General features: G+C 73.3%; 21 protein-coding genes. 13 read left to right on the top strand and 8 right to left on the bottom strand.

Annotation, left to right across the window (positions count from 1 at the left end):
• The first annotated feature begins 63 nt into the window (after positions 1–63).
• The 6 genes from ahcY to hpf all read left to right on the top strand — a co-directional run bounded on the left by ahcY (position 64) and on the right by hpf (position 7,429).
• Positions 64–1,539 carry an adenosylhomocysteinase gene (gene ahcY, locus AB3388_RS22945; protein WP_495407625.1) on the top strand — a complete coding sequence of 492 codons (1,476 nt, stop codon included), beginning with the start codon at positions 64–66 and terminating at the stop codon, positions 1,537–1,539.
• 99 nt (positions 1,540–1,638) lie between these two features.
• The gene (gene mtrA, locus AB3388_RS22940) at positions 1,639–2,355 is read left to right on the top strand and encodes an MtrAB system response regulator MtrA (protein ID WP_495407624.1); all 717 of its coding nucleotides are present in this window, start codon (positions 1,639–1,641) and stop codon (positions 2,353–2,355) included.
• A gap of 10 nt (positions 2,356–2,365) precedes the next feature.
• Positions 2,366–4,162, top strand: coding sequence for an MtrAB system histidine kinase MtrB (gene mtrB / locus AB3388_RS22935; protein ID WP_495407623.1), 1,797 nt, complete (start codon positions 2,366–2,368; stop codon positions 4,160–4,162).
• On the top strand, positions 4,159–5,868 hold the full coding sequence (locus AB3388_RS22930) for an LpqB family beta-propeller domain-containing protein (RefSeq protein WP_495407622.1): 1,710 nt from the start codon (positions 4,159–4,161) through the stop codon (positions 5,866–5,868). Before mtrB ends, AB3388_RS22930 begins: the two co-directional genes overlap by 4 nt.
• A gap of 57 nt (positions 5,869–5,925) precedes the next feature.
• On the top strand, positions 5,926–6,660 hold the full coding sequence (locus AB3388_RS22925) for a ComF family protein (RefSeq protein WP_495407621.1): 735 nt from the start codon (positions 5,926–5,928) through the stop codon (positions 6,658–6,660).
• Positions 6,661–6,748: 88 nt separating this feature from the next.
• Positions 6,749–7,429 (top strand): ribosome hibernation-promoting factor, HPF/YfiA family, encoded by a 681-nt coding sequence (gene hpf, locus AB3388_RS22920; protein ID WP_495407620.1) that lies wholly within the window; start codon positions 6,749–6,751, stop codon positions 7,427–7,429.
• A 49-nt stretch (positions 7,430–7,478) separates the two neighbouring features.
• Here the strand turns inward: hpf and AB3388_RS22915 are convergent, their stop codons facing one another.
• Positions 7,479–8,027, bottom strand: a complete 549-nt coding sequence (locus AB3388_RS22915) for a GNAT family N-acetyltransferase (protein WP_495407619.1) — start codon at positions 8,025–8,027, stop codon at positions 7,479–7,481.
• A 10-nt stretch (positions 8,028–8,037) separates the two neighbouring features.
• Entirely contained in the window at positions 8,038–8,427 is a 390-nt protein-coding gene (locus AB3388_RS22910; RefSeq protein WP_495407618.1) for a TIGR03618 family F420-dependent PPOX class oxidoreductase, read from the bottom strand.
• 74 nt (positions 8,428–8,501) lie between these two features.
• On the opposite strand from AB3388_RS22910, the gene secA reads away from it, so the two are divergent.
• Entirely contained in the window at positions 8,502–11,444 is a 2,943-nt protein-coding gene (gene secA, locus AB3388_RS22905; protein ID WP_495407617.1) for a preprotein translocase subunit SecA, read from the top strand.
• A gap of 10 nt (positions 11,445–11,454) precedes the next feature.
• Here secA and AB3388_RS22900 read toward each other — a convergent pair whose 3' ends face one another.
• Together AB3388_RS22900 and AB3388_RS22895 are read right to left on the bottom strand one after the other, a co-directional pair.
• Complete coding sequence (locus AB3388_RS22900) at positions 11,455–12,285, bottom strand: phosphotransferase (RefSeq protein ID WP_495407616.1); 831 nt, start codon at positions 12,283–12,285, stop codon at positions 11,455–11,457.
• Complete coding sequence (locus AB3388_RS22895; protein WP_495407615.1) at positions 12,282–13,232, bottom strand: sugar-binding transcriptional regulator; 951 nt, start codon at positions 13,230–13,232, stop codon at positions 12,282–12,284. The genes AB3388_RS22900 and AB3388_RS22895 overlap by 4 nt, the downstream gene beginning before the upstream one ends.
• A 186-nt stretch (positions 13,233–13,418) precedes the next feature.
• Between AB3388_RS22895 and AB3388_RS22890 the strand changes: the two genes are divergently transcribed.
• From AB3388_RS22890 to AB3388_RS22880, 3 genes are read left to right on the top strand one after another with little or no spacing between them, the layout of a single operon-like run.
• Positions 13,419–14,969: a PTS mannitol transporter subunit IIBC gene (locus AB3388_RS22890; protein ID WP_495407614.1), complete on the top strand. Its 1,551-nt coding sequence runs from the start codon at positions 13,419–13,421 to the stop codon at positions 14,967–14,969.
• Positions 14,970–14,981: 12 nt separating this feature from the next.
• Positions 14,982–15,431, top strand: coding sequence for a PTS mannitol transporter subunit IIA (locus AB3388_RS22885; RefSeq protein WP_495407613.1), 450 nt, complete (start codon positions 14,982–14,984; stop codon positions 15,429–15,431).
• Positions 15,428–16,468 carry a zinc-dependent dehydrogenase gene (locus AB3388_RS22880; protein ID WP_495407612.1) on the top strand — a complete coding sequence of 347 codons (1,041 nt, stop codon included), beginning with the start codon at positions 15,428–15,430 and terminating at the stop codon, positions 16,466–16,468. The genes AB3388_RS22885 and AB3388_RS22880 overlap by 4 nt, the downstream gene beginning before the upstream one ends.
• Before the next feature lie 20 nt (positions 16,469–16,488).
• On the opposite strand, the gene AB3388_RS22875 is transcribed toward AB3388_RS22880, so the two are convergent.
• Positions 16,489–17,046, bottom strand: coding sequence for an Rv3235 family protein (locus AB3388_RS22875; RefSeq protein WP_495407611.1), 558 nt, complete (start codon positions 17,044–17,046; stop codon positions 16,489–16,491).
• Positions 17,047–17,101: 55 nt separating this feature from the next.
• Entirely contained in the window at positions 17,102–17,818 is a 717-nt protein-coding gene (locus AB3388_RS22870) for a LysM peptidoglycan-binding domain-containing protein (RefSeq protein WP_495407610.1), read from the bottom strand.
• A 97-nt stretch (positions 17,819–17,915) separates the two neighbouring features.
• Here AB3388_RS22870 and AB3388_RS22865 point away from each other — a divergent pair, with 97 nt between their 5' ends.
• Complete coding sequence (locus tag AB3388_RS22865; RefSeq protein WP_495407609.1) at positions 17,916–18,485, top strand: hypothetical protein; 570 nt, start codon at positions 17,916–17,918, stop codon at positions 18,483–18,485.
• On the opposite strand, the gene AB3388_RS22860 is transcribed toward AB3388_RS22865, so the two are convergent.
• Positions 18,482–19,474, bottom strand: coding sequence for an IS481 family transposase (locus AB3388_RS22860; RefSeq protein ID WP_495406221.1), 993 nt, complete (start codon positions 19,472–19,474; stop codon positions 18,482–18,484). The two genes, AB3388_RS22865 and AB3388_RS22860, sit on opposite strands and share 4 nt — an antisense overlap.
• A 144-nt stretch (positions 19,475–19,618) precedes the next feature.
• Complete coding sequence (locus tag AB3388_RS22855) at positions 19,619–19,900, bottom strand: helix-turn-helix domain-containing protein (protein ID WP_495407608.1); 282 nt, start codon at positions 19,898–19,900, stop codon at positions 19,619–19,621.
• 196 nt (positions 19,901–20,096) lie between these two features.
• Here AB3388_RS22855 and AB3388_RS22850 point away from each other — a divergent pair, with 196 nt between their 5' ends.
• Together AB3388_RS22850 and AB3388_RS22845 are read left to right on the top strand one after the other, a co-directional pair.
• Positions 20,097–20,825 (top strand): SAF domain-containing protein, encoded by a 729-nt coding sequence (locus tag AB3388_RS22850; RefSeq protein ID WP_495407607.1) that lies wholly within the window; start codon positions 20,097–20,099, stop codon positions 20,823–20,825.
• Positions 20,825–22,120: a CpaE/TadZ family protein gene (locus AB3388_RS22845; protein ID WP_495407606.1), complete on the top strand. Its 1,296-nt coding sequence runs from the start codon at positions 20,825–20,827 to the stop codon at positions 22,118–22,120. Before AB3388_RS22850 ends, AB3388_RS22845 begins: the two co-directional genes overlap by 1 nt.
• Positions 22,121–22,188: the final 68 nt, after the last annotated feature.

Genomic DNA, 22,188 nt, shown 5'->3' with positions numbered 1-22,188 from the left:
TTTCGACGACACATCCCGACCGAGAGCGCTCGCCCCTGAGGCCGGGCGCGGACGTGGAGCGACATGACTGGCACGCGTGTGCTGACCGACGGCGACTTCAAGGTCGCCGACCTCTCCCTCGCCGGCTTCGGCCGCAAGGAGATCCGCCTGGCCGAGCACGAGATGCCCGGCCTCATGGCCCTGCGCGAGGAGTACGGCGCCGAGCAGCCGCTCGCGGGCGCCCGCATCGCCGGCTCGCTGCACATGACCGTGCAGACCGCCGTCCTCATCGAGACGCTCGAGGCGCTGGGCGCCGACGTCCGCTGGGTCAGCTGCAACATCTTCTCCACGCAGGACCACGCCGCCGCAGCGATCGTCGTCGGCGACGGCACCCCCGAGCAGCCCACCGGCGTCCCGGTGTTCGCCTGGAAGGGCGAGACGCTCGAGGAGTACTGGTGGTGCACCCAGCGGCTGTTCGAGTTCCGCGACGCCGACGGCGCGATCGTCGGCCCGAACATGCTGCTGGACGACGGCGGCGACGCCACGCTGCTGGTGCACCTGGGCACCCGCTTCGAGGCCGAGGGCGCCGTCCCGGAGGCCACCGAGGCCGACTCCGACGAGTACGGCGTCATCCTCGCCGCGCTGCGGCAGAGCCTGACCGAGGACGCGCAGCGCTGGACCCGCATCGGCCAGGGCATCTCGGGCGTCACCGAGGAGACCACGACCGGCGTGATGCGCCTGTACGAGCTCGCCCGCGACGGCCGGCTGCTGTTCCCGGCGATCAACGTCAACGACTCGGTGACCAAGAGCAAGTTCGACAACCTCTACGGCTGCCGGCACTCGCTCATCGACGGCATCAACCGGGCGACCGACGTGATGATCGGCGGCAAGGTCGCCGTCGTCTGCGGCTACGGCGACGTCGGGAAGGGGTGCGCGGAGTCGCTGCGCGGCCAGGGCGCCCGCGTGATCGTCACCGAGATCGACCCGATCTGCGCGCTGCAGGCCGCGATGCACGGCTACGAGGTGACCACGCTCGACGAGGTGATCGGCAAGGCCGACATCATCGTCACGGCCACCGGCAACAAGGACATCATCACCGCCGAGCAGCTCGCCCGGACCAAGCACCAGGCGATCGTGGGCAACATCGGGCACTTCGACAACGAGATCGACATGGCCGGTCTGGCGCGGACGCCCGGCATCGAGAAGACCAACATCAAGCCGCAGGTCGACGAGTGGCGGTTCCCCGACGGCCACACGATCATCGTGCTCTCCGAGGGCCGCCTGCTGAACCTCGGCAACGCCACCGGGCACCCGAGCTTCGTGATGAGCGCCTCGTTCGCCAACCAGGTGCTCGCCCAGATCGAGCTGTGGACCAGGCGCGCCGAGTACGAGGGCAAGGCCCCCACCGTCACGGTGCTGCCGAAGAAGCTCGACGAGCACGTCGCGCGGCTGCACCTCGACGCCCTCGGCGTGACGCTGACCGAGCTGACCAAGGTGCAGGCCGACTACATCGGCGTGTCCGTGGAGGGTCCGTTCAAGAGCGACCACTACCGCTACTGACGGCCGGAGGGACTTTCCGCACGGAAAGTCCTCAGGGGGGACACCCGGCCGTGTGTCTTGCGGCCGGGTGGCGCCGCCTTTCGAGCTGGACAGCGCAGAATGGGCGCCGTGCCACCCACCGCGCCGCAGAACGGGCATAGCCGGGGCCGAGTCCTGGTCGTCGACGACGACGCCGCTCTCGCCGAGATGCTCGGCATCGTCCTCCGCCGTGAGGGCTACGAGCCCGCGTTCGTCTCCGACGGCAACCGGGCGGTCGGCGTCTTCCAGCAGACCCGGCCCGACATCGTGCTGCTGGACCTGATGCTGCCGGGCCGCAACGGGCTGCAGATCTGCCAGGACATCCGCCAGCAGTCGACGGTGCCGATCGTGATGCTGACCGCGAAGGGCGACACGATCGACGTCGTCCAGGGGCTCGAGGCCGGCGCCGACGACTACGTGACCAAGCCGTTCAAGCCGGTGGAGCTGGTCGCCCGCGTCCGCGCCCAGCTGCGCCGCGGCGAGACCGGGCAGGCGGAGAACCTCTCGATCGGCGACGTGCAGATCGACGTCCCGGCCCACCAGGTCACCAGGGACGGCGTGCCGATCCAGCTCACCCCGCTGGAGTTCGACCTGCTCGTCGCCCTGGCCCGCAAGCCCCGGCAGGTGTTCACCCGCGAACTGCTGCTCGAGCAGGTGTGGGGCTACCGGCACGCGGCCGACACCCGGCTGGTCAACGTCCACGTGCAGCGGCTGCGGGCGAAGATCGAACGCGACCCCGAGAAGCCCGAGGTGGTGCTGACGGTGCGCGGGGTCGGGTACAAGGCCGGCCCGCCGTGACCGGCTGCCCGTGACCTCGGAGATCGACGGCCGGACGACGGCGCCGGCGGCCCGCTCCACCGGCACGCTCGACTCCGGGCCGGCCGCGCCCCCCGCGCGCCCCCGGATCCTGCCGCCGCCCCCCGCCGAACCCGCGGAGGAGCGCGGGCCGGTCCTGCCGCGGCTGGGCACGGCGCTCGCCGAGCGCACCGGTGCCACCGGCCGCTGGGTCTCCGACACCTCCCGCCGGCTCGCCGCCCGCACGGTGCACGCCTGGCGGTCGTCGCTGCAGGTCCGGATCGGCGCGATCACCATGGCCGTCGCCGGCACGGTCGTGATCATCGTCAGCGTCGTCCTGTTCAGCCAGATCCGCGATCAGCTGCTGTCGGTGAAGAAGCAGGCGGCGATCGACCAGGCGCAGCTCGGGGTGTTCTACGCGCAGAGCCAGGTGACCGGCATCGCCACCGGCGACGCGGCCAGCGTTCGCGCGACCCTGGACCGCACCGTCCAGCAGCTCAAGGCCCGCGCCGGCTCGGCCGGCGACTTCGACGTCGTGATGGTCTACCGCAGCGGCGACACCGAGCGGACGGCGACCAGCCGGCGGTTCGTGTGGCCGGCGATCCCGGCCGACCTGCGCGCCGACGTCGACTCCGGCGGGCAGTCCTACCGCTACGCCCTCGTGCCCGACGGGGACCCCGGCATCCCGCAGCCGACGCTGCTGATCGGTGCCTCGGTGCCCGGGGACGCCGGCAGCACCGAGCGGATCGGGCTGTACTACGCCTTCCCGCTGGACCAGGAGGCGGAGAGCCTCGCCCTGATCCGCAGCACGGTCATCATCAGCGGGATCGCGCTGACCCTGTTCGTGGTCGGCATCGGCGTCCTGGTCACCCGGCTGGTGGTCGACCCGGTGCGGCGCGCGGCGGGGACGGCGCAGCGGCTCGCCGAGGGCCAGCTCGAGGAGCGCATGCTCGTCCGCGGCGAGGACGACCTTGCCCGGCTGGCCACCAGCTTCAACGCGATGGCCGACAGCCTGCAGCGCCAGATCACCCAGCTCGAGGGGCTCTCCCACCTGCAGCAGCGGTTCACCTCCGACGTCTCCCACGAGCTGCGCACGCCGCTGACCACGGTGCAGATGGCCGCCGACGTCCTCTACGAGTCGCGCACGGACTTCCCGTCGCACGTGGCCCGCTCGGCCGAGCTGCTGCGCGCCGAGCTGGACCGGTTCGAGGGGCTGCTGACGGACCTGCTCGAGATCAGCCGGTACGACGCCGGCGCCGCCGTCCTCGACCCCGAGCCGACCGGGCTGGGCGTCCTCGTCGCGCGCGTGGTCGACGCGATGGGCTCGCTGGCCGAGATGCACGCGACGCCGCTCGTCGTCCACAAGCCCGCCGACGAGGTGATCGCCGAGATCGACGCCCGCCGGGTCGAGCGGATCCTGCGCAACCTCATCGGCAACGCCATCGAGCACGGCGCGGGCAAGCCGGTGGAGATCACGCTGGCGTCGAACCCGACGGCGGCCGCGGTCACCGTGCGGGACTTCGGGGTGGGCCTGAGCCCGGCCGAGGCGCAGCACGTGTTCGACCGGTTCTGGCGGGCCGACCCCTCGCGGGTGCGCACGGTCGGCGGCAGCGGGCTCGGGCTGTCCATCAGCCTCGAGGACGCCCGGCTGCACCGCGGCTGGCTGCAGGTGTGGGGCCAGCAGGGGGCCGGCGCGCAGTTCCGGCTCACCCTGCCGCTGGTCGCGGGCGGCGACCTGACCAGCTCGCCGCTGCCGCTGCGCCCGACGATCGTCCGCCGTCCGACGGGGCGGCCGGCGGTGCAGCCGTGAGGCGGTGGCCGGCCGTGCTCGCGGCCCTGCTGGCGCTGGCCGGCTGCTCGACGGTGCCGACCAGCTCGCCGACCGTGCAGATCACCCAGGCGCCGAGCCGGCCCGACGACACGGTCGGCATCGAGCCGCTGTCCCCGGAGCCGGGAGCGACCCCCGAGGACGTCGTCCGCGGGTTCCTCGACGCCGCCGCCAGCGCCACGCGCGGGCACCCGGTCGCGCGCGAGCACCTGACGCCCGAGGCCGCGCGGTCGTGGTCGGACGAGTCCGGCATCACGATCCTCAGCCAGGACTACTCCGCGGTGACCACCGACAACGGGACGATCCGCGTCACCGCGGACCTGGTGGGCACCGTCGACCCGCGCGGCATCTTCACCGTCGGCGACCAGGAGGCCTACACCCGCGAGTTCACCCTGGAGCAGGTCGACGGCGAGTGGCGGATCAGCGATCCGCCCGACGGCCTGCTGATGCTGCAGCCGGACTTCGCGCGGCTCTACGACGAGCTGACCGCCTGGTTCCTCGACCCCACCGGCCAGCGGCTGGTGGCGGACCCGCGGTACCTGATCGCCGGCGAGTCGCAGCCGACGGCCCTGGTCGACCGCGAGCTGGCCGGGCCGTCGTCCTCGCTGGCCGCGGGGGTGCGCAACCCGCTGGCCGGCGCGGAGCTGCGCCGGGCGATCGAGCTCTCGGGGCAGACGGTCACCGTCGACCTGACCAACGTGTCCCCGGAACCGTCACCGGAGCTCAACGAGCTCTGTGCGCAGCTGGTGTGGACCCTCGAGCCGTTCTCGGCGCGCAACGTGCAGATCCTCATCGACGGCGATCCGGTGTCGATCGAGGGCGTGCCGGCGCTGCAGACGGTCGACGACTGGGCCTCCTTCGACCCGGAGAGCTCGGCGGTCGACGCCGTCGGGCACTACCTGACCCGCGGCGCGCTCTACACCGTGCCGGGAGCCCCGGCCCCCGGGCCGGCCGGCGCCGGGGCCTACGGCCTGACCGGCGCCGCCGTCTCGGCCGATCAGCGCACCGGGAAGCTGACGACCATGGCCGGGACGGCGAACGCGCCCGGCGGGGCCGCCCTGCTGACCGGGCCGTACGGCGGCGACCTGACCCCCGTGCTCACCGCGGGCACGCTCACGATGCCCACCGTCGCGGCCACCCGTGCCGAGATCTGGGTGGTCCGCGACGGCGACGCCGTCGTCCGGGTGCCCGGTGTCGGCGGCCCGCCGCAGGCGGTGAGCACGCCGACGCTGCCGGGCCTGGGCCGCGCGCAGGAGCTGCAGCTCTCGCCCGACGGCGTCCGCGCGGCCGTGGTGATCGACGGGCCGGAGGGTCCGCGCCTGTACGTGGGCACCATCGTCCGCTCCGAGGACGGCGGGGTGTCCCTGCCCGACCTGCGCCAGGTGGCCCCGTCGCTGACCCAGGTGGTGGACGTCGCCTGGCGCTCCAGCAGCAGCCTGCTCGTGCTCGCCGGCGACGCCGGTGAGGACCGGATCGTGCCCTTCGAGGTGGGCGTCGACGGCTGGGGTCTGGACGACGTGCCGACCGCCGGCCTGCCCAGCCAGCCGACCGCGGTGGGTGCGGCGCCCGGCCGGCTGCCGCTGGTGAGCGCCGGCGGGACGATCTGGGAGTTCTCCGGGGGCACCTGGGTGACGCTGGTCCGCGGCCAGGAGCCGCTGCAGGGCACCGATCCGTTCTTCCCGCTGTAGATCCACAGATCGGGCGGCGGCCGGTCCCCGGGCCGGGAGCGGCGACAGGGTGGGGCGGTGCAGCTCGCCCGGGCCCGCGCCCACGCCACGGCCCTCGCCGACCTGGTGCTGCCCCGCACCTGCGCCGGCTGCGGGCTGCCCGGCGCCGTCGTGTGCCACCGCTGCGGCCGGCTGCTCGCGCGCCCGCACCTGGCCACGCCGCGTCGGTTCCCGGCCGGCTTCCCGCCGACCGTGGCCGCGGGCGCGTACGAGGGGCCGGTGCGTGCCGCCGTCCTGGCGTTCAAGGAGCGGGGCCGGGCCGAGCTCGGGCAGGTCCTCGGGACGGCGCTGGCGCTGGCCGTGGCCGGCGTCCTGCGCGGCGTCCCCGGGCCGGTGGGGCCGGTGCTGCTGGTGCCCGTGCCCTCCTCGGCGGCCGCGCTGCGGACCCGCGGTCGCGATCCGGTCCGCGAGCTGACCCGCCGGGCCGAGGCGGAGCTGCGGGCGGCCGGCGTCGCCGCGGCCGAGGCGCGGCTGCTGCGCCGCCGCGGGCGGGTCCGCGACTCGGCGGAGCTCTCGGCGGCGCAGCGGCGGGCGAACCTGGCCGGGAGCTTCCTGCCCGCCGGCACGCCGCCGGCCGGCGCGGTCCTCGTGCTGGTCGACGACGTGGTGACCAGCGGCGCAACCCTGACCGAGGCGGCTTCGGTGCTCGCGCCGGCACGAAGCGTCACGGGCACGCCGGTGCTCGCCGCGGTGGTGGCGGCGACGCCGCGCCGTGACCCCGTGGCCGCAGGCGGCAAGGCATCGATCGGGTGAACGAAGGACGTCGGGCGGTCGACTGTCGGGACCCCAGATGAGCGACTAGCGTCGAACCGATCACAGCCCGCTCCGAACGGGAGGTCTCATGGAGATCGTGGTCCGTGGCCGCAATGTCGAAGTCCCCGATCATTTCCGGCAGCACGTCTGGGACAAACTCACCCCGCTGGACCGTTTCGACGGCAAGCTCAAGATCCTGCGCATCGACGCCGAGCTCTTCCACGAGAAGAACCCGCGCCAGTCGGGCAACTGCCAGCGCGTGGAGATCACCCTGCGCGGCAAGGGTCCCGTGGTCCGCGCCGAGGCCAGCGCGCCGGACTTCTACTCCGCGCTCGACCTGGCCGCAGGCAAGCTCGACGCACGCCTGCGCCGCGCGGCCGACCGCCGCCGGGTGCACCACGGCCGCCGGACCCCCGAGAGCGTCCGGATCAACGGCAACACCGCCGCCGACCTCGGCGTCAGCGAATCTCTCGACCTCGACCGGCAGCTCGCCGAGGGTCCGCACGTGACCGATCTCGACGAGCACCTGCCCGGCCGGATCGTGCGGGAGAAGCAGCATCCCGCGACCCCCATGACCGTCGACCAGGCCCTCCACGAGATGGAACTGGTCGGCCACGACTTCTTCCTCTTCCAGTGCGCCGACACCGGCCGCCCCACGGTCGTCTACCGGCGGCACGCCTACGACTACGGCCTCATCCGGCTGGTCGACGTGCCGCTCAACGGCGACTCCGCCGCCGCGCAGGCTCCCGCCGCGCCGGCGACCGTATAAGGACGAACGGAGGCCGGGTGCGCAGGTTTCCTGCGCGCCCGGCCTCCGCTCAGTCACCGGGCAGCCGCGAGAACAGCGCCGCGTCGCCCCGGCTGCCGTCCCGGTACTCCAGGCAGGACCGCAGCACGCCCTCCTGCGTGAACCCGGCCCGCCGCGCGACCACCTGCGACGCCGTGTTGCGGACGTCGGCCACCAGGTGCACGCGCGGCGCACCCAGCCCGAGCGCCCACTCGGCCAGCGCGTGCGCGGCCTCGGCGGCATACCCCTGGCCGCGGGCCTCGCGGGCGACCCAGTAGCCGATCTCCGGGCCCAGCTTGCCGGGAATCAGGTGGACGCCGCTGGAGCCGACGAGGACGCCGTCCGCCTCGATCGCGACCACGAGCGCGCTGCCGTCGGCCCGGGCCCGCGCGGCCTGGGCGAGGAACTCGCGCGCCCGCTCGCGGGTGTAGGGCACCGGGATCGCGAAGATCCAGCGCTGGACGTCGGGGTCCTGGCAGCCGGCGAACACCGCGTCCTCGTCGTCCGGGCGGTAGGGGCGCAGCACCAGCCGCTCGGTGCGCACCACCTCGGTGGTCAGGTCCAGGTGGTCCAGGTTCACGCCCTGATGGTCAGGGGTTGCCCAGCATCCGGTCGACCGAGATCTCCAGGACGAGGCGGCGCGGGTTCTCCCGTGGCCTGCGGTAGCGGCGCGCGTAGCGGTCCTCGGCGTCCCGCACGGCCGGCGGGTCGTCGCGCACGACCGCCGTCCCCTCGAGGGTGAGCCAGCGACGTCCCTCGACCTGGCAGAGCGCCACCCGCTCCCGCGCCCGGACGTGCCGTGCCTTGGCCGACGTGCCGGAGGTGATCACCCGCGCGGTCCGGGTGTCCGCGTCGAAGGTGAACCCGACCGGGACGACGTGCGGGCTGCCGTCGGCGCGCAGGGTGGTGAGCGTGGCCAGGTGCCGCTCGGTGAGGAAGGTGAGCAGGTCGGGACTGAGGTGATCGAGGTCGACGGCCACCGGGGGAGAGTACGGACGACGCGGTGCGTTCCCGGGACGGTGGTGCTGGTCGAGCCGCCTACCCTGTGCTTGTGGTGTTCTCGAAGATCCTGCGTGCCGGCGAGGGCAAGATCCTCCGACGACTGTCCAAGATCGCGGATGCGGTGGAGTCGCTGGCGGACGAGACGGCCGAGCTGACCGACGCGGAGCTGCGGGCCAAGACCGACGAGTTCAAGCAGCGCTACGCCGACGGCGAATCCCTGGACGCGCTGCTGCCGGAGGCGTTCGCCGTCGTGCGCGAGGCGGCCACCCGCACGCTGGGCCAGCGGCACTACCGGGTGCAGATCATGGGCGGCGCCGCCCTGCACCTGGGCAACGTCGCCGAGATGAAGACCGGTGAGGGCAAGACGCTGACCGGCGTCCTGCCGGCCTACCTCAACGCGCTGGCCGGCGAGGGCGTGCACGTGGTCACCACCAACGACTACCTCGCCCAGCGCGACGCCGAGTGGATGGGCCGCGTGCACCACTTCCTCGGCCTCAAGGTCGGCACGATCCTGTCCGGCCAGACCCCGGCGGTGCGCCGGGAGATGTACGCCTGTGACATCACGCACGGCACGAACAACGAGTTCGGCTTCGACTACCTGCGCGACAACATGGCCTGGAGCAAGGCCGACCTGGTCCAGCGCGGGCACTTCTACGCGATCGTCGACGAGGTCGACTCGATCCTCATCGACGAGGCCCGCACCCCGCTGATCATCAGCGGCCCGGCCGAGCAGAGCGCGAAGTGGTACCAGGAGTTCGCGCGGATCGCGCCGCTGCTGAAGAAGGACACCCACTACGAGGTGGAGGAGTCCAAGCGCACGGTCGCGATCACCGAGGAGGGCGTCGAGTTCGTCGAGGACCAGCTCGGCATCGACAACCTCTACGAGGCGGTCAACACCCCGCTGATCGGCTACCTGAACAACGCCCTGAAGGCCAAGGAGCTCTTCCACCGCGACCAGCAGTACATCGTCAGCAACGGCGAGGTGCTCATCGTCGACGAGTTCACCGGCCGCGTGCTGGCCGGCCGCCGCTACAACGAGGGCATGCACCAGGCCATCGAGGCCAAGGAGAAGGTGGCGATCAAGGACGAGAACCAGACCCTCGCCACGATCACGCTGCAGAACTACTTCCGGCTCTACGACAAGCTCGCCGGGATGACCGGTACGGCGTCCACCGAGGCCGCCGAGCTGCACCAGACCTACAAGCTGGGCGTCGTCCCGATCCCGACGAACAAGCCGATGATCCGCGACGACCGCTCCGACGTCATCTACAAGACGGAGAAGGCGAAGTTCGACGCGGTCGTCGACGACATCGCCGACCGCAACGAGGCGGGGCAGCCGATCCTGGTCGGGACGGCGAGCGTCGAGAAGTCCGAGATCCTCTCGAAGTTCCTGCTCCGGCGCGGGATCCCGCACGAGGTGCTGAACGCGAAGAACCACGCGCGGGAGGCGCACATCGTCGCCCAGGCCGGGCGGCTGGGCGCGGTCACCGTGTCGACCAACATGGCCGGCCGCGGCACCGACATCCAGCTCGGCGGCAACCCCGACTTCATCGCCGACGAGGCGCTGCGCACCCGCGGCCTGTCACCGGCGGAGACGCCCGAGGAGTACGAGGCGGCCTGGGACGACGCGCTCGAGGACGCCAAGGCGCAGGTCAAGGCCGAGCACGAGCAGGTCGTCGAGGCCGGCGGGCTCTACGTGCTGGGCACCGAGCGGCACGAGAGCCGGCGGATCGACAACCAGCTGCGCGGCCGCTCCGGCCGGCAGGGCGACCCCGGGGAGTCGCGGTTCTACCTCTCCCTCGGCGACGACCTGATGCGCCGGTTCAACGGCCCGATGCTCGAGTCGATGATGAACACGCTGCGGGTCCCCGAGGACCAGCCGATCGAGTCGAAGATGGTCACCCGGGCGATCCGCTCGGCGCAGACCCAGGTCGAGCAGCAGAACTTCGAGGTCCGCAAGGACGTCCTCAAGTACGACGAGGTGCTCAACCGCCAGCGCACCGTCATCTACGACGAGCGGCGCACCATCCTCGAGGGCCTGGACCTGCAGGACCAGATCCAGTCGATGATCGACGACGTCGTCACCGCCTACGTCACCGGCGCGACCGAGACCGGCTATGCCGAGGACTGGGACCTCGAGCAGCTGTGGACCGGCCTCAAGGCGCTCTACCCGGTCGGGCTCGGCCGGCAGGCGCTGCTCGACGAGGTGGCCGACGGCGACCAGGCGGCGCTGTCGGCCGAGGACCTGAAGAAGGCCCTCATCGAGGACGTGCACCGCGCCTACGACGAGCGCGAGGCCAAGCTCGGCGCCGAGGTCATGCGCGAGCTCGAGCGGCGGGTGCTGCTGTCGGTGCTCGACCGCAAGTGGCGCGAGCACCTCTACGAGATGGACTACCTGCGGGCCGGCATCCACCTGCGCGCGATGGCCAACCGCGACCCGGTCGTGGAGTACCAGCGCGAGGGCTTCGACATGTTCAACGCGATGCTCGACGGCATCAAGGAGGAGTCGGTCGGCTTCCTGTTCAACCTCGAGGTCAAGACCAAGGAGGAGCAGGAGGCGGAGGCCAGGGCCAAGCAGGAGGAGGCCGAGGCCCGCGCGCTGGCCGCCGCCCAGGAGGGGACGGCGCGGGTGCTGGCCCGCCAGGCCGCGCAGGCCGAGGCGGCCAAGCAGGCCACCGCCGGCGACGGGGCGACGGGCACCGCGACCGCCCGCCGCAGCGCCCGGCCCGCCGCCGAGACCGCCGCGGAGGCGCCCGCCGCGCCGGCGCCGTCCGGCACCGGACCGCAGCTGGCGGTGAAGGGTCTCGACGCGCCCAAGCCGCCGGCGAACCTCAGCTACTCCGCGCCCAGCCTCGACGCCTCCCCGAAGGAGAGCGGCGCGGCCAAGGCGGCCAAGACGGCGACCGTCTCGGGCACCAAGGAGCCGTCGCGGAACGCCCCGTGCCCCTGCGGGTCGGGCAAGAAGTACAAGTTCTGCCACGGGGCGTCGCACTAGGACGCCGGGGTCACCTGGTGGCGGCGTCCCGGACGGTCTGCTCCGACTCGGCCAGCCAGCGCCGGGAGGCCGCCGCCCGGGCCCGCGCCTCCGACTCCCAGTAGTCGCGGAAGGGGCCGTGGCCCGCGGCGACGTGCGCCTCGATCAGCCGGCAGAACCACTCCAGGTTCTCCCGGACGGCCGGCACCAGCCGCACCCGGTCGGCGCGGTCGACGCCGTAGGCGTCCACGAAGCGGCGGAAGCGCTGGAGGCCCCGGCCGCGGCGCGCGTCGTGGATGAAGTCGTCCGGGCGCAGCGGCGCCCACAGCCGGGCGGCGCAGGCGACGTCCCACAGCCGCGACCCGGGGGCGGCCAGGTCGAAGTCGATGAGCGCGACCGCACGCCCGTCGCGGAAGACGACGTTGTCCAGGTTGGGGTCGTTGTGGCTGACCAGCTCGCCGGCGTATTCCCCCGGCGGTGACGACGGCCAGCGGTAGGGCGACGGGTCGAAGGCGGCGACGGCGGAGTGGTAGTCCCGCAGCAGCTCGGCCACGCTGACCAGCGCCTCGTCGGTGAGCGCCCAGTCCGGGTACGGCCGCAGCACCGTCGTCCCCGGCACGTAGCTCAGGACCTCCCGCCCCCGCTCGTCGATGCCGAGGAAGCGCGGGGCGCCGTCGAACCCCACGGCCTCCAGGTGACGGAGCAGGGCGTGGGTGGCCCGGCTGGTGGCGCGCTGGGGACGGCGCACCGTGTCCCCGATCCGGAACACTCCGCCGCGGTTGGCGATCCCGCCGACCAGGACCACCTCGCCGCCGCGCCGCTCGCCCGGATCGGCCCCGGGCGGCGGGCGCCGGCCGGTCACGCCGGTTCGAGCAGCGCCCGGGCGACGGCCGCGTGGGTCACGAGACCGTCGATCAGGCCACTGCGCAGCGCGGCCCGGGCCGCGGTGATCTTGGGTGCCCCGTACGCGATGGCGATGACCTCCGGGATGGCACGCATCTGCTCGGCGCCGATGCCGATCAGCCGGTCGCTGAGCCCGCACCGCACCGGCTCGCCGTCCGCCGCGAGGAAGACGCCGGAGACCTCGGCGCAGACGCCGAGCCGCCGCAGCGTCCGCCGGTCGTGCTCCAGCGCCGTGTCGTAGAGCGTCGACTGCCCCGGCGACCAGAGCCCGACGCCGACGACGGCCTTGGTGACCCGCGGCAGCTGGGCGAAGGCCAGGGCCACCTCCCGCTGCTGCCGCAGGGCCTGGGCGGTGGCGGAGTCGGGCAGCGTGAACGGCGCGTAGAAGACGTACGCCGGCCCGCCGGCCGCCCGGGCGACGTCGCGCACGATGTCGATCGCGCTGTCCTCGCCGTCGGGCATGGCGACCGCGCCGGTGAGCTGCACGACCGGCACGGGGGCCAGCCGGGGGAGTGCCCGGGCCATGGCCCCGACCGAGCGCGACCAGGCGACGCCGAGCACGTCCTCCGGGCGGACGAGCTCGGCCAGCAGTTCCGCGGCCACCTGACCCAGGTGCTGCCGCACGGCCGCGTCGTCGCTGTCCCCGGGGTCCACGACCACCGCGTGCTCGAGCCGGTACCGGTCCTTGACCCGGGCGGACAGGTCGACGTCGATGAGACCCCGCCGGCCGATCTCGATGCGCACCAGACCGCTGTCCCGCGCGGCGTCGAGCAGCCGCGCCACCTTGAAGCGGCTCAGCCCGAACTCGTCGGCGATCTCGATCTTCGACCGGCCGTCGAGGTAGTAGCGTCGCGCAACCGAAGCCGACAGCACCGTCGCCGCGGGCCCCGCGAGCCGACTCGTCATGGCGTCACTCCGCTCATCTGAGCGCCTGGCGCCCATATTGGCAGTCGAGCATTGCCACGAAAAGGTGTGACTCACGACACTTGTGCGCACACTGTCGGGGGGACGGCATCCCGATCGGCGTGACGAGCGATCGCCGCGCGACCTGGGCCGCATCCCCTCCTGACTCTCGTCTCGGGAGGCATCGACGTGACCGCACAGGTAGAGGCGCCGGCCAAGTCCTCGGGCGCCAGGATCGCGGTGCAGAAGTTCGGCACGTTCCTCTCCGGGATGATCATGCCGAACATCGCCGCGTTCATCGCGTGGGGCTTCATCACCGCGTTCTTCATCGAGACCGGGTGGACGCCGGTCGCCGGCCTCGGCGGTTTCGGCGAGGCCGCCGACGGCACTCCGAACATCGGCCTGGTCGGCCCGATGATCCGGTTCATGCTGCCCCTGCTGATCGCCATGCAGGGCGGCCGGATGGTCTACGGCGTCCGCGGCGGCGTGGTCGGTGTCGTCGCCACGATGGGCGTCATCATCAGCACCGAGCAGCCGATGTTCCTCGGTGCCCTGATCATGGGTCCGCTCGCCGCCTGGGTGATGAAGCAGGTCGACAGGATCTGGGAAGGCAAGATCAAGCCCGGCTTCGAGATGCTGGTGAACAACTTCTCCGCCGGCATCCTCGCCGCCGCCCTCGCCGTCCTGGGCTACTTCTCGTTCGGCCCGGTCATCGAGAACGTCTCGACGGCGCTCGGCCACGGCGTCGACTGGCTCGTCGACCACAGCCTGCTGCCGCTGGCCAGCCTGATCATCGAGCCGGCGAAGGTGCTGTTCCTCAACAACGCCATCAACCACGGCGTGCTGACCCCGCTCGGCATCACCCAGTCGGCGCAGGACGGCTTCTCGATCCTGTTCCTGCTGGAGGCGAACCCGGGGCCGGGCCTCGGCGTCCTGCTCGCCTACTGCTTCTTCGGGACGGGCCTGGCGCGCAGCACCGCGCCGGCCGCCGCCGTGATCCACTTCTTCGGCGGGATCCACGAGATCTACTTCCCGTACGTGCTGATGAAGCCGATCCTGCTGCTCGGCACCATCGCCGGCGGCATGGTGGGCATCGGCACGCTGGCGATCACCAACGCCGGCCTGCGCGCGCCCGCCGCTCCCGGCTCGATCATCGCGGTGCTGGCGCAGACGCCGGGTGGCAAGTTCTTCCCGGTCATCCTCTCGGTGGTCCTCGCCTGCCTGACCTCGTTCGTCATCTGCTCGCTGCTGCTGCGGCTGAGCCGCAAGAAGGTCGGCGACCTGGCCGAGGCGACCGCCGAGATGGAGTCGATGAAGGGCTCGAAGAGCCGGGTCGCCGGCGTCCTCGCCCCGGAGATGGCCGAGGCGCAGAAGTACGAGGACATGGCGGAGGCCGCCGAGGAGGCGCACGAGGCCAAGTCCCGTCACACGCCGATCCACCGGATCGTCTTCGCCTGCGACGCCGGCATGGGGTCGAGCGCGATGGGCGCCTCGGTGCTCCGCAACAAGATCAAGAAGGCGGGGTTCGGCGACGTCACCGTGTCCAACGTGGCGATCGCCAACCTGACCGACGACATCGACCTGATCGTCACGCACAAGGACCTGACGCCGCGGGCGCAGAGCATGTCGCCGTCGGCCCAGCACGTGTCCGTCGACAACTTCATGAACAGCCCGAAGTACGACGAGGTCGTCGAGGAGCTCAAGCGGACGAACGCGCACAGCGCTCCGTCGGCCAACTGAGGGAGCGGTGCGATGAGCGACATCCTGAGCCTGGACCAGATCAAGGTCCCGGGCGCCGCGACCAGCAAGGACGACGCGATCCGGGAGGCCGGCCAGCTCCTGGTCGACGCCGGCGCGGTGAGCCCGGCGTACGTGGACGCGATGTTCGAGCGGGAGAAGTCGGTGTCCACCTACATGGGCAACTACCTCGCCATCCCGCACGGCACGAACGAGGCGAAGGACACCATCGCCCGGTCGGCGCTCTCGGTGGTGCGGTACGACCCGCCGATCGACTGGGACGGCAACGAGGTCCGGTTCGCCGTCGGGATCGCCGGGGTCGAGAACGGGCACCTGGAGATCCTCGGCAAGGTCGCGATCCTGTTCTCCGACACCGACGAGGTCGACAAGCTCGTCGCAGCCGCATCGGCCGAGGAGCTCTACAACCTGCTGCACGCAGTCAACGACGAGGGGGACGACGCATGAAGGCCCTGCGGTTCTACGCGCCGGAGGACGTGCGCCTCGAGGACGTGCCCGAGCCCGAGTGCGGCCCGGACGAGGTCAAGCTGCGGGTCCGCAACTGCTCGACCTGCGGCACCGACGTCAAGATCTTCCACAACGGGCACCAGAACCTCAGCCCGCCGCGGATCATGGGGCACGAGATCGCCGGCGAGGTCGTGGAGGTCGGCAGCAACGTCAGCGGGTGGTCGGAGGGCGATCGCGCGCAGGTGATCGCAGCCGTCCCCTGCGGGGAGTGCTACGAGTGCCGCCGGGGCTGGATGGCGGTCTGCTCCAACCAGACCTCCGTGGGCTACCAGTACGACGGCGGCTTCGCCGAGTACCTGGTGGTGCCGCGCCAGGTCCTGAAGGTCGACGGGCTCAACCGGATCCCCGACTCGATCGGCTTCGACGAGGCGTCGGTCGCCGAGCCCTTCGCCTGCGCGATCAACGCCCAGGAGCTGGTGCACGTCGGGGACGGCGACACCGTCGTGATCTTCGGCGCCGGCCCGATCGGCTGCCTGCACACCCGGCTGGCGCGGGCGAACGGGGCGAGCCGGGTGTTCCTCATCGACGTGCTGGCCGACCGGCTGGCGATGTCCGCCGACGCGGTCAAGCCCGACGAGGTCATCAACGGCCGGGAGGTCGACGTCGTCGCGCACGTCAAGGAGCTGACCGACGGGCGCGGGCCCGACGTCGTCATCACGGCGACCGCGGCCAACGTCACGCAGGAGCAGGCGATCCAGATGGCCGCGCGGCGCGGGCGGATCTCCTTCTTCGGCGGGCTGCCGAAGACCAACCCGTTCATCCAGTGCGACTCGAACCTGGTGCACTACCGCGAGCTCATGCTCATGGGCGCCAACGGTTCGGCGCCGTCGCACAACAAGCGGGCGCTGGAGTACATCGCCAGCGGCCAGGTCCCGGTGAAGGACCTGATCACGGTGCGGCTGCCGCTGGAGAAGGCGCTCGACGCCTTCGACATCGTCGCGAAGGGTGAGGCGATCAAGGTCACCATCGAGCCCTGACACGCACCGCTCCGGCGCGGTCAGCCGATCTGCAGGGCCGTGCAGCGCCAGCGGCCGTCGATGCCCTCGAGGCGGGCGGCCACAGCGTGTGCCCGGCCGGCCCGCCGCGCCACGGCGCTGATCTCGGCGACGCCATCCACCGGCTCGCAGACGTGCACCGGGCCGACGACCAGGGGTGCGGTTCCTCCCGCGCACCAGCGCGGGCGGGTGCCGCGGGACAGGGCGGTGTAGACGCCGAGCGAGGTGAGCGGCTGGAGCTGGCTCATCGGCCGCCGGCCGGCCAGCACCTCCAGCGTCGTCGTGATCAGCCGCCGGCCGGACTGCCGCAGGTCCGGCAGGTCGGCGCGCGCGGACCAGGTCGGGCCGAAGTCCGGATCCGCCACCCCCGAGCCGGCCGCCGACCGCGGCCGCGGTCCGGGACGGTGCGGGGGACGGGGCGGGCGGACGCCGGGGACCACCAGCCGCACCGGCCCGTCCTCCAGCGGCGGCTGCGGGGTCGGGACCACCACGAGCCGGAGCGCGGGCCGGCGCGGCGGGACGGGGGTGGTGGCGGTCTCGGGAACGGCGGGCTCGGTCATGACGGACTCCCTGATCGGAACGGGTGGAGGCGCCGGGGGAGCGGCGGAGAGGTGGTCAGGCGGCGGGTGGCCGGAGGACCTGGCCGGGGAGGAGCAGATCCGGGTCGGGGCCGATGACCGCGGCGTTGGCCTGCCACCAGGACCGGACGGCGACGGCGATCTCCGGATCGGACGGGGCCCGGCCGGTGTCCTGGCGCAGCCGCGCCGCCGCGATGTCCCAGAGGCAGTCCCCGCGGACGACGACGTGCTCCCCGGCGGCTGGGGCCGGTGCTTCGGCCGGCGCCTCGGCCGGTGCTTCGGCCGGCGGCTCGGCCGGTGCCGGGGCCGGCCAGTCCGGCACGACCCGGGCCGAGCTCCCGATCGCGGACGGCCAGTCGAGCGCCGCCGCCGCGGGCTGGAGCGGCGGCGCGGCGCTGGCGACCATCGGTGCCCCGACGCCCACGCCGAGGCCGACGCCCAAGGCGACCGCCGCGGCCCGGCGGGCCGCGCGGGGCAGGACCGCCCGGACCAGTGCCCGCGCCGTCGCGCCGAGGAGGCCGGGCAGGGCCGAGGCAGCGGTCAGGGCCAGGCCGAGGGCGCCCCAGGCCCAGATCCCCCAGGCCAGCAGCGTGGCCCAGGCCAGGACGACGGCGTCCGGCCCGGCGGCGTCGGACGTCCGCTGAGGGTGGGCCACCGCCGCCTGCACGGTGCCGACGTCGGGGCTCAGCGCCCACAGCGCCAGTGCGACCAGCCCCATCGCCAGCGTGGTGGCGGCCCTTCGCCGTCCGGACATGCGACCTCCTCGGTATGACGAAACGAGACTAAATCAAGCAAACGCAAGCAAATGCAAGAGTTCACATGCATCTAGGCTCGGGGGCGGGAGGTGGCCGATGCGGTGGCAGCAGTTGTTCGCCGACCTGCGCGCGCAGTTCGACGAGGCGGAGGCGGCGGCCGACCGCGCCGAGTCGGCGTCCCGTGTGCGCGCGGAGGTCGGCGCGATCCGGCTGGCCGACCGGCTCGGCGGCGCGCTCGGCCGGCCGCTGACCCTGCGCTGCCGGGGGGCCGGGCAGCTCTCCGGTGTGCTCGCCGATGTGGGCGCGGACTGGCTGCTGCTCGAGGAGGAGGCGGGGCGCGAGGCGCTGGTCGCGACCGCGGCCGTGCTCGCCGTCGGCGGGCTGGGGCGGCAGACCGCCGTCCCGCCGGAGGGTGGGGTGGTCCGGGCGTCGCTGGACCTGCGCCGGACCGCGCGGGCGCTCGCCCGCGACCGCAGCGCCGTGCATGTGGTCCTCGACGACGGCGGCATGCTGACCGGGACCGTCGACCGGGTCGGGGCGGACTTCCTGGAGCTCGCCGGGCACGCGCTCGACCAGCCGCGGCGGGCCGGTGCGGTGCGCGGCGTGCAGGCCGTCGTACTGGCGGCGGTGGCCGTGATCCGGACGGCGCCGCCCGGGCTGGACTAGATGTGCTGCCCGGACAGGTTGGTCAAGCGCGTGATCGGGGGACGGTTTCCGATCGCGGTGTGGGGCCGGTGATGGTTGTACTCGTGCAGCCAGGCCGGCAGTGCCTTTCGGCGCGCTGATTCGCTGAGGAACATGCGGCCGAAGGCCCAGCCGTCGGCCAGGGTGCGGTGGAACCGTTCGATCTTGCCGTTGGTCTGCGGCCGATAGGGCCGGGTCCGCTTGAGATTGATCCCGAGCTCGGCGCAGGCATCGCGCCAGGCGTGCGAGCGGTAGGCCGAGCCGTTGTCGGACAGCACCCGCTGGGTGGTGACGCCCCGCGCGGCGAACCAATCCACCGCGCGGCGCAGCACGCCGATCGCGGTGGCGGCGGTCTCGTCGTCGTGGGTCTCGGCGTAGGCGACGCGGCTGTGATCGTCGATCACCGTGTGCACGAATGCCGTGCCGATCACCGGGTTGTGGTGGGCGTTGCGGGGCGTGCCGGGCGTGGCCGCCCGGTTCTTCTTGCCCTGCTGGCGCCCGACGTAGCGCCAGCCGCCGCCGTCGGGGATGTTGCCCAGCTTCTTGACGTCGACGTGCAGCAGCGAGCCGGGGTACTCATGTTCATAGCGGCGGATCGGCTCGCCGGTGGCCCGGTCGACATGGGAGAGCCGGTTGAGCCGGCAGCGAACCAGCACCGCGTGCACGGTCGAGGGCGCCAGGCCGACGCGGTCGGCGATCTGGACTGGGCCGAGGCGCTTTTTCCAGCGCAGGTGCACGATCTTGCGCACCACCGGCCGCGGCGTCCGGCGCGGGCAGGAATGCGGTCGTGAGCTGCGATCCTGCATCGCCGCCGGGCCGCCCCGGCGGTACCGGTCGGCCCAGCGCTTGGCTGTGGGCCAGGAGACGTTGAACACCGCCGCGGCGTAGCTGATCGACCAGTTCTCGTCGACCACGGCGCGGCCGAGCTTCAGCCGGTGACGAGGGGTCAGGGCAGCGTTAGCGTGAGACACGAGGACCTCCGGGTTGGTGAGCGGGTGCCTTCAGCAGCCCCACTCCACGTCCGGAGGTCCTCCCTCCACAAGATCGATCAGTCAGATCGAGTGGTCACACGCCCTCGACCAACGTCTCTGGTCAGTACAACTAGATCCGGCGGCTCAGCCGCGCCGGCGGCGGCTCGCGGTGGCCACGGGCGGGTCCGCGTCGGCCGTGGCGCCCTGCTCGGCCGGCGGCTCCTCGGGCACCGTGCCCGCGCGCGCCTCGGCGTACTTCTGCTGGATGAAGCGCTCGAGCTCGTCGACCTCGACCCGCCACTGACCGCGGCCACCGATCTGGATGGCGATCAGTTCCTTGCGCCGGACCAGCGCATAGGCCTGCGACCACGACACGTTGAGGATCTCCGCGACGTCGTCGAGGGTCAGGAAGCGGGGTGTGGGCATCGGTGCGTCTCCGTCCGTCGCGGCCAGTCTGTCAGCCGCACCGGTGGCATGTGACCACCGTCCACACCCGAACGTGTGGACGGCGAATGCGCCCATCGTCGTCCATGACGCATCATCTGCATCCGATCGCGCCCGTCCGAGAGCGTCGATCACCATTCGAGCTCCCGCGCGCGGGACGGATCGGAGGACCGCAGCCGTGACCGCCGTGCGCCCCGCGCCCGCATCTGCCGCGCCGGCCGAGGGGCCCGCCCCGCGGCGGGTGCGCCCGCCCCGGTGGCTGGACCTGCGCCTGGTGCTCGGCCTGCTGCTGGTGCTGGGCTCGGTGCTGCTGGGCGCCCGCGTGGTCTCCGCCGCCGATGCGACCGTCCCGGTGTGGGCGGCCGCCGCGAACCTGGCGCCGGGCACCGTGCTGACCGCGGACGACCTGGTGTCGGTGGACGTGCGCCTGGACGACACCGGGACGTCCTACCTGTCGGCGTCGACGAGCCCGGAGGGGCGCACGCTGTCCCGGGCGGTCGGCGACGGCGAGCTGCTCCCGCGCTCCGCGCTGACCGAGCCCGACGAACTGGTGCAGCTGGCGCTGCCCGTGCAGGCCGGCTTCGTCCCGCCCAGCCTGCAGCGCGGGCAGCTCGTGGACGTCTACGCGGTGGCCGACCCGGTGGCCGGCGCGACCGCCGTCGCCGACGGCTCGGTCACCGCGGTGGTCACCTCCGCGCCGGTCCAGGCGATCTCCGGCCGGTCGGAGGGCGTGCTGTCGACGCCCACCACGACGGTCCAGGTCGTGGTCTCGGTGGCGGCCGACGAGGCGTCCGACGTCCTGGCCGCGATCGGCGGCCGGCCGCTGGTCGTGGTCGCGCACGGCTCGATCGACTCCGGGGACGCGACCCCCGCGGCCGGCGACACGGTGGCGGAGCCGACGGACTGATGGCGCTGCAGGTCTTCACCGCTGTCACGGGCGCCGCCTGGGAGTCCGAGCTCGTCGGCGCCCTCGACCGGGCCGACCACGGGGTCGCCGTCGTCCGGCGGTGCGTCGACGTCGCCGAGCTGCTCGCAGCCGCCGCGACCGGCACCGGGCAGGCCGCGCTGCTCTCGGCGGACCTGCGCCGGCTGGACGTGGACGCGGTGGGCCGCCTGGAGGCGGCCGGGGTCGCGGTGGTCGGGCTGGTGGAACCCGGCGACGAGCGGGCCGCCGAGCGGCTGCGTCAGCTGGGTGTGGCCCGGGTCCTGCCCGCCGATGCCGAGCCCGACGCCATCGCCCAGGCGCTGCGTGAGGCCGTCGCCGGGGCGCCGGCCGGCGGCCGCGACGTCGGAGACCCGCGCGCTGCCCTTCCGGTCCTCGGCGCGCCCGAGGTTCCGGAGGAACGCCCGGCCGGACGGGGCCGCGTCGTCGCGGTGTGGGGGCCGCTCGGGGCGCCCGGCCGCACGACCGTCGCAGTCGGCGTGGCCGACGAGGCGTCCCGCCTGGGCGTCTCGACACTGCTGGTGGACGCGGACGTGTACGGCGGCGTGGTGGCACAGGTCCTGGGTCTGCTGGACGAGTCACCCGGGCTGGCCGGCGCGGCGCGGCAGGCCGGTCAGGGTGGGCTCGATGCCGGCGTGCTGGCCCGGCTGGCGTGGACCGTGCGGCCGCACCTGCGCGTGCTGACCGGCCTGGCCCGGGCCGACCGGTGGCCCGAGCTGCGCCCCCGCGCGGTGACCGCCGTCCTGGACGAGGCGCGCCGGCTCGCCGAGCTCACCGTCGTCGACTGTTCCTTCTGCCTGGAGGAGGACGAGGAGCTCTCCTTCGACACGGCCGCGCCGCGGCGCAACGGCGCGACCCTCGCCGTCCTCGAGGCCGCCGACACCGTGCTGTGCGTCAGCGGCGCCGATCCGGTGGCCCTCCAGCGGACGGTGCGTGCCCTCGGGGAGCTGCGCGAGGTGCTGCGCGACGCGGAACCGGTCGTGGTGGTCAACCAGGTGCGACGGGGGCCGGTGCCCGGCGACGTGCGCGCCGAGATCGCCGGTGCGCTGGAGCGCTTCGCCGGCCGCGAGGTCGGGTTCTTCCTGCCCGCGGACCGGCGCGCGACCGACGCGGCGCTGGCCGCCGGGCGCACGCTCGCCGAGGTCGCGCCCGGCTCCCCGCTGCGCGCCGCGGTGCGGGCGCTGGCCGCGGCGATGGCCGGGGTCCCGGAGCCGGCGTCGTCCGGCCGCCGGCTGACCGGTCGCCGCCGGGCCGGCTGAGGCCCACGTCACGGACGCCGCTGCGGACTGTCCGGTGCCGACGGCGGGTCGTAGCGTGAGCACCCGAT

The sequence above is a fragment of the Geodermatophilus sp. SMS 5-13 genome (assembly GCF_059428245.1).
The sequence above is the reverse complement of the archived record's forward strand: the minus strand, read 5'-3'. Positions and strand labels throughout refer to the sequence as shown.